General features: G+C 57.1%; 7 protein-coding genes. 5 read left to right on the top strand and 2 right to left on the bottom strand.

Going from position 1 to position 5927, the window contains the following annotated elements; genetic code table 11:
- The first annotated feature begins 94 nt into the window (after window positions 1-94).
- Entirely contained in the window at window positions 95-892 is a 798-nt protein-coding gene (locus BMX04_RS18750) for a homocysteine S-methyltransferase family protein (RefSeq protein WP_074788365.1), read from the top strand.
- Window positions 893-898: 6 nt separating this feature from the next.
- Here BMX04_RS18750 and BMX04_RS18745 read toward each other — a convergent pair whose 3' ends face one another.
- Window positions 899-1216 (bottom strand): ArsR/SmtB family transcription factor, encoded by a 318-nt coding sequence (locus tag BMX04_RS18745; RefSeq protein ID WP_244888599.1) that lies wholly within the window; start codon window positions 1214-1216, stop codon window positions 899-901.
- 85 nt (window positions 1217-1301) lie between these two features.
- On the opposite strand from BMX04_RS18745, the gene BMX04_RS18740 reads away from it, so the two are divergent.
- Genes BMX04_RS18740 through BMX04_RS18725 form a run of 4 tightly spaced genes read left to right on the top strand, consistent with a single transcriptional unit; the run spans window position 1302 to window position 4079 of the window.
- On the top strand, window positions 1302-2042 hold the full coding sequence (locus BMX04_RS18740; RefSeq protein ID WP_074788361.1) for an aspartate/glutamate racemase family protein: 741 nt from the start codon (window positions 1302-1304) through the stop codon (window positions 2040-2042).
- 26 nt (window positions 2043-2068) lie between these two features.
- Window positions 2069-2866 carry a class I SAM-dependent methyltransferase gene (locus BMX04_RS18735; protein ID WP_074788360.1) on the top strand — a complete coding sequence of 266 codons (798 nt, stop codon included), beginning with the start codon at window positions 2069-2071 and terminating at the stop codon, window positions 2864-2866.
- On the top strand, window positions 2863-3264 hold the full coding sequence (locus BMX04_RS18730; protein WP_074788359.1) for a RidA family protein: 402 nt from the start codon (window positions 2863-2865) through the stop codon (window positions 3262-3264). The genes BMX04_RS18735 and BMX04_RS18730 overlap by 4 nt, the downstream gene beginning before the upstream one ends.
- Before the next feature lie 38 nt (window positions 3265-3302).
- On the top strand, window positions 3303-4079 hold the full coding sequence (locus BMX04_RS18725; RefSeq protein WP_074788358.1) for a methyltransferase domain-containing protein: 777 nt from the start codon (window positions 3303-3305) through the stop codon (window positions 4077-4079).
- Window positions 4080-4498: 419 nt separating this feature from the next.
- Here BMX04_RS18725 and BMX04_RS18720 read toward each other — a convergent pair whose 3' ends face one another.
- A complete protein-coding gene (locus BMX04_RS18720) occupies window positions 4499-5344 on the bottom strand; it encodes a dienelactone hydrolase family protein (protein WP_074788356.1) in 846 nt (281 codons plus the stop codon).
- Window positions 5345-5927: the final 583 nt, after the last annotated feature.

Here is a 5927-nt window from a genome sequence, read left to right as displayed (position 1 = left end):
CGCTGCAAACGGATCTAATCCGTGCCTCAATCCACAATCAAGAACTCTGTCGCCTCAACATGTAGTCCCGCCGGAACAAAAGGGATAAGCCTTCATGCGTGATATGTTTCGTACCCAGTTGGATGTGGCAGCTGAGTTCGGACTGTCGTTTCTTCTCACTGGCCTCGACTATCGCGCCAGCCCGGATTGGGGGGCGAAGTTGGGCTACTCGGCCCAAGGGCTGGCCGATGCAAACATAGCGGCCATATCGTTCCTGCGCGACATCGCAAAGAGCTACGCCAGCCAGATCCCGCGCCTGCTGGTCGGCGGCATTCTGGGGCCGCGTGGCGATGCCTACGACCTGAACAAGGAAATCACTGCCGCAAGCGCAGAAGACTATCACGCTGTGCAACTGAGCACACTGAAGGCGGCGGGCGTCGACTTTGCCAGCGCGCAGACGTTCAACAATGTGCCCGAGGCGGTCGGTGCCTGTCGCGCGGCATCAAAGCTGAATGTCCCCCTGTCGGTCGCGCTGACGCTCGACAGCAACTGCAAATTGAAATCTGGGCCGACGCTCGGCGAAGCCATCACCGAGATCGACGCCAAAACCGGTGAGCATGCGCCAGACTTCTATCTGCTGAACTGCTCACACCCGGTCGAATATGAGCCTGCGCTTGAGAATGCCAGTTGGATCAAAAGACTGCGTGGTGTGCGGCCCAATGCCTCGAAGATGGAGAAACTGGCGCTGTGCAAGTTGGGCCACCTCGAAGATGGCGATCCCGCTGAGTTAGGAACGCAGATTGGCGATCTTGCCGAACGCTATCCTCATATGGATGTTTTTGGGGGCTGTTGTGGCACCGGGGAAAAACACTTGCGCGAAATTGCCAGATCGATTGAATCGCGGCGGCCATGACAGTTCTTATCTTGGCTTGGGTATTTCCAACGTCTCGGACAGGGCGGCAAGAAAAGTCCGAACCTGCTCATCGTCCAGCTTGTAAAAGACCCAATTGCGAATCTTCTTGGATGATACCAACCCCGCATCGGCCAGAATTTGCATGTGCTCAGTCACAGCGGGTTGGCTGAGGCCAATCTTTTTGGTGATGAAGCCGACGCAGACGCCGTCAACAACCAGGTCACCGTCTCGCTGGGGCGGGAAATGCGATGTCGGGTCCCTGAGCCAGCGGAGGATTGTCAGCCGCTTGGAGTTGGACAGCGCTCGCAGTGGGGCGGATATCATATGAGCGCAATCAGGCATATAAGATATTTCCTATATAGGATTCATCCAATTTAGCGTACACTATGGGTTATAGGATGAAAACGGCATGGAAAAGACGTTCAGGAAAATTGGTTTGGTCGGCGGAGTCGGGTGGCCGGCAACCATCTTGTACTATGAAGGCTTGTGCAGGGCGGCTCGGGCGTCTTTGCCCGGCGGGTCACCACGCCTGGCGATAGAGTCGCTGGACATGCGCGAGACACTAGCACTGCGCGGTACGCCTGGTAATCCACAAAGCTGGACAGGGTTTGATGCAACTTTCCGCGACGCGCTTTCGAACCTCGAGCGCGGCGGATGCAAGATCGCCGCAATTGCGAGCGTGACTCCGCACGCGCGGTTTTCTGACATCATTGACGGCATTTCGATTCCGGTTGTCAGTATTGTTGACGCCGCCGTGCAAACAGCCAGGAAGCACGCCCTGACATCCGTGATTGTCCTTGGCACGCCTGTGACAATGACGGGCGTGTGGTTCCACGAAGCCCTTCGCGCGTCGAGTATCGATTGCCCGGACATCGTAACGCAGGACGACATCCAAGAGATCGCCGATCTTTTGGAAAAGCATTTCTACCCCGGCAGGGGGGCGGAAGGACGCGCGGCCCTTCTTGGGATTTGCCACCGATTGGCTGAATCGCGGCCCAGCTCAGCCATCGTTCTGGCCTGTACGGATTTCTCCACGGCGTTTCCCGAATTTGCGACGGGTGCGGTGATCGAGGTTGAAGGGCTGACCTTTCTGGATGCCGGATTGGCACATATCCAAGCGATTTTGTCGGCTGCAACAATTCACAGTTAAAACGAAATTCACCGAGGGGGGAACACATGCAAACGGATACTCGTCACGACGCATGGAGCGCCGGACAAAGCTACGACCAATACATGGGGCGTTGGAGCAAGAAGATTGCAGCCAAGTACCTTGATTGGCTGGGCGCGCCGCCCGATGCCGATTGGCTGGAAATCGGATGTGGGACCGGCGCGCTGACCAGCGCCATTCTTGCGAAGGCCGCGCCGCGTTCCATCGTCGCGACCGATGCCTCAGCTGATTTTGTGGCATACGCCAAGTCGGCGAACGTTGACCCCCGCGCCACATTCGAAACCGCAAAAGCCCAGAAGCTCGGGTTGGATACCGACAGCAGGGATGTCGTGACATCCGCACTGGTGCTGAACTTCCTACCCGACAAGACAGCGGCGTTGAAAGAGATGCACCGTGTGCTCCGGCCGGGTGGCGTCTTGTCGTTCTACGTCTGGGATTATCCCGGCGGTGGGATCGGATTTATTGATGCTTTCTGGAAGGCCGCTGCCAAGGTAGACCCGAAAGCTGCCGAATTGAACGAGGGCGCACGGTTTCCCTTTTGTTCTGAGACCGGACTTAGAGAAATCTGCGCACAGGCGGGACTTTCAGGGATAGCTATCTCACTGATTGAGATCGAAACCGAGTTCGAAGATTTCGACGCGTTCTGGATGCCGTTCACACTTGGGGCCGGTCCTGCACCCGGCTATTGTATGAGCCTGCCGGCAGATCGGCGCGAAGCGCTTATGGTCCAATTAAAGCAGCAGATCGCAGAGGCCGGACCTGTTCGGATGCCTGCGCGTGCCTGGGCGGTCAGGGCCACGGCATGACGGTTCAACGAACTCTCATCTCGAACGGCAATCCGATGGAAAAGACCGTGGGGTTCAGCAGGGCGGTCCGCGTGGGCTCATTCATTGCTGTTGGTGGCACAGCACCCGTGGATCCTGACGGCAGAACTGTCGGTGTCGGTGATGTCCATGCCCAGACGATACGGTGCTTTGAGATCATCAAGGATGCGCTCGAACAGGCGGGCTCTGGATTGCAAGACATTGTTCGAACCCGTATTATTCTGACGGAAATCGACAATTGGAAGGCAGCCATTGAAGCGCGCAAAGCCTTCTGCCTCGACGTCCGCCCTGTTGATACGATCATGGCTGTGACCCGCTTTGTGAATCCTGAATGGCTGGTCGAGATCGAAGTTGATGCAATTGTTCCCGCAGATGAATAGGACCAATAATCACTTGTATCTGGCACGGGGCGCAAAACATGCTCAAGTTTGACAAGGAAACGCTGCGGCTTCTGGATATTGTCTATCAAGGCGCGGATGTCACGCGGAGACGGCAAGTTTCATTCGACGCACTTCGCCCCACGGCTGGCGAAACAATCGTCGATATTGGCTGCGGGAGTGGTTTGCTGACACTAGAGCTTGCCCGCGCGGTTGGATCAGGGGGCCGGGCAATTGGTGTTGATCCTAGCAGCGACATGCTTGGTCCCGCGAAGAAGCGGTGCAAAGAGTTTGATTGGGTTGAAACCCTGATCGGCACGGCCAATGATCTGCCAATTGAGACCGGAACAATGGACAAGGCAGTTTCGGTTCAAGTCTTCGAATATCTTGACGATATTCCCGGAGCCATCGTCGAAGCCGGGCGGGTGCTCAAACCCGGCGGCAGACTTGTGATCGGTGACATCCATCTCGAAAGTCTGGTGTGGTTCAGCGAGGATCAGGAACGTATGGATCGCATGATCGCGTCTTGGGATCATCACTTCACACAGCGTGACGTCCCGGCAATATTGCCGCCTATCATGCGAGACGCAGGCTTTGTCGTTGAAGGCGTCACACCGCTAACAACCTGCGATCACACGCTGAAGCCGGACGGGCTTGCGACGATGATGATGCAATTGATGTCCCGGTATGCTGTCGACAACAACCATGTTCCCGCCGAAGAGGCCGCCGCGTGGCTGGAGGAGCAAGAGGTCCTGGCTGCGGAAGGCCGCTTTTTCTATGCGCTGACACACTTCGTTGTGAGTGCCCGAAAGAAATAGCTTTGAGCGTAGCTTTGTCGCGCAGGTACGGGCAAAGCACCGCGACGGGCCGGTGTGGGATGTGCCTATCCCTGCCGTCGGGACCGCGGCCGTGGCAGTTTGATCGTTTCCGGCGATCATTCTGTGATGCTCTTACGAGGATGCCCGATTTCTCATGCTTCGTCCGCGACATGTGATTTCATGCTCCATGCAGCGTCAGTGCGGTTTGAATTCGGCTGCTGAAACTGTTCTGCAATGGCTGCTTCCGCGGCATGGGCTGCGGAACAGCAAGAAATCCGCCGCATGTGCTAAACGATGCTGCGTAAGCAATAGCCGCATACGCACAAGTCCGGAATGTCCGCCGAGCTGACCTTGGGGCGCTTTGCGGCTAAGGTCCGAAACGAGCCCATGTCAACGGACAATTGTGCGGGGGACGGTGTTCAGCGCAGGTATTCGGCGAACCAATCAAGCGTTCTTTCGATAGACTGAACGCGGGTTGTTTCATTGGTTCCGAAATGTATTTCTATCAGGCCCGTTTCCTGCGTGTCATTCACGGCCATGAATGGACGCACAGGCATGTCTGGCGCGTCGAATAGGTGGTGAGACTTCTCGTAGACTGCCAAGGTCAAATCACCGCCGCGTGATTGCGTCTGTGCCGCAAGCTCTCGGCAAGGTTCGGGGTCCGTCCAGTCATCGTCAGCACCGATCTGGAGCAGAACCGGTATCCTTGGCATATAGTTATCAATGCGGCTCAGGACGTCATTACAAAGCGGATAATAAGCAACCGCCGCGCGGAAATCGGGCCCTTCCAGCGCCGATGCCGCGCTGGCGCCGTCTCTGGCTGTCCACAGCGACGTAATGGCGCCGTTAGACCACCCCATGATACCCACCCTGTCGCCATCAATATCCAGTCGCTCCTGCAGGAACACGAGCCCGCCAATCGCGTCCCAAGGGCGTTCTGCGCTTGCCAGCACTGGCCGATTCCGCTCTTGACACAAAGAGCCGGCGCCACGCGGCGTGTAACTATCGACCGCAAGGATGGCATAGCCGTTCTTCGTCAGAATATCTGCCCATGATCTGTCATGGGCCGCCAGTTCGCCCTGATCGTTGATCGGGCCAAAGCAGCTGTGCATCATGACAACGGCGGGATGCGGACCCTCACCCTCGGGAGTTTCCAACCATCCGCGGATTATCGTTCCGTCAGCGGACCAGAATTCTTTCCACGAGCCACCGGCCCAAGCCTGCGGCGCAAGTAGAATTGTGATTATCAAAGCAACAAAACGCATAGCTGAAAGCGTAGATCAACCATCAAATGGTAGCAACCTTGGCGTCAACGAGAGCGTCTGCTTCGTTCGCATTGCAGCCAGTCATGACCGACACTTTGAACGTCTGCTTTTATCGTCCTGAGCTGATCAGGATATGACCGCTTCGGGCTGCAAGCTGTCGTTTACTCGTGCGGATCAGATGGCAGCTTTTTACTTGCCTCCCACGGGCGGTCGCGGCCTACGGGGCGGACTTTGATAGGATGTAGCGTGGCATAGCCCCGCAAGACTGCTCCAGCGGCCACCCGTTTCACCCGTTGCGGGATTTCAGCTGTCCATGGTTAAGACCAGCCCGAGCAGAAGCCCTCCAATGACCACCAATCCGACCAGTATGAGTGCACTCGACATGGACGCCCCCGCGTGTTGATCTCCAGCTGGGGTCATTCATCGGAGAGAGCCACCACCTCAGGCAAGCGCCGCCGAGGCTGTCATTCTACCGGTGTTGCGGGAATGTCGGTGTCGTCGGCGGAGAGGCACCTATCGGGGCACTTTCCTCGCGGTTTTCCGCCGAGGGCCGTAGCAACGAGAACACCGACCGGCTCCTGCG

It is taken from the genome of Roseovarius tolerans (assembly GCF_900109855.1).
Lineage (GTDB): Bacteria > Pseudomonadota > Alphaproteobacteria > Rhodobacterales > Rhodobacteraceae > Roseovarius > Roseovarius tolerans.
Note: the sequence above shows the minus strand (reverse complement) of the source record. Positions and strands in the feature narration are given on the sequence as shown.

Excerpts from the sequence above, each read along its gene's own strand:
- BMX04_RS18720 (WP_074788356.1), bottom strand. The coding sequence starts at position 5,344 with ATGCGTTTTGTTGCTTTGATAATCACAATTCTACTTGCGCCGCAGGCT.
- BMX04_RS18735 (WP_074788360.1), top strand. The coding sequence starts at position 2,069 with ATGCAAACGGATACTCGTCACGACGCATGGAGCGCCGGACAAAGCTAC.
- BMX04_RS18745 (WP_244888599.1), bottom strand. The coding sequence starts at position 1,216 with ATGATATCCGCCCCACTGCGAGCGCTGTCCAACTCCAAGCGGCTGACA.
- BMX04_RS18740 (WP_074788361.1), top strand. The coding sequence starts at position 1,302 with ATGGAAAAGACGTTCAGGAAAATTGGTTTGGTCGGCGGAGTCGGGTGG.
- BMX04_RS18730 (WP_074788359.1), top strand. The coding sequence starts at position 2,863 with ATGACGGTTCAACGAACTCTCATCTCGAACGGCAATCCGATGGAAAAG.
- BMX04_RS18725 (WP_074788358.1), top strand. The coding sequence starts at position 3,303 with ATGCTCAAGTTTGACAAGGAAACGCTGCGGCTTCTGGATATTGTCTAT.
- BMX04_RS18750 (WP_074788365.1), top strand. The coding sequence starts at position 95 with ATGCGTGATATGTTTCGTACCCAGTTGGATGTGGCAGCTGAGTTCGGA.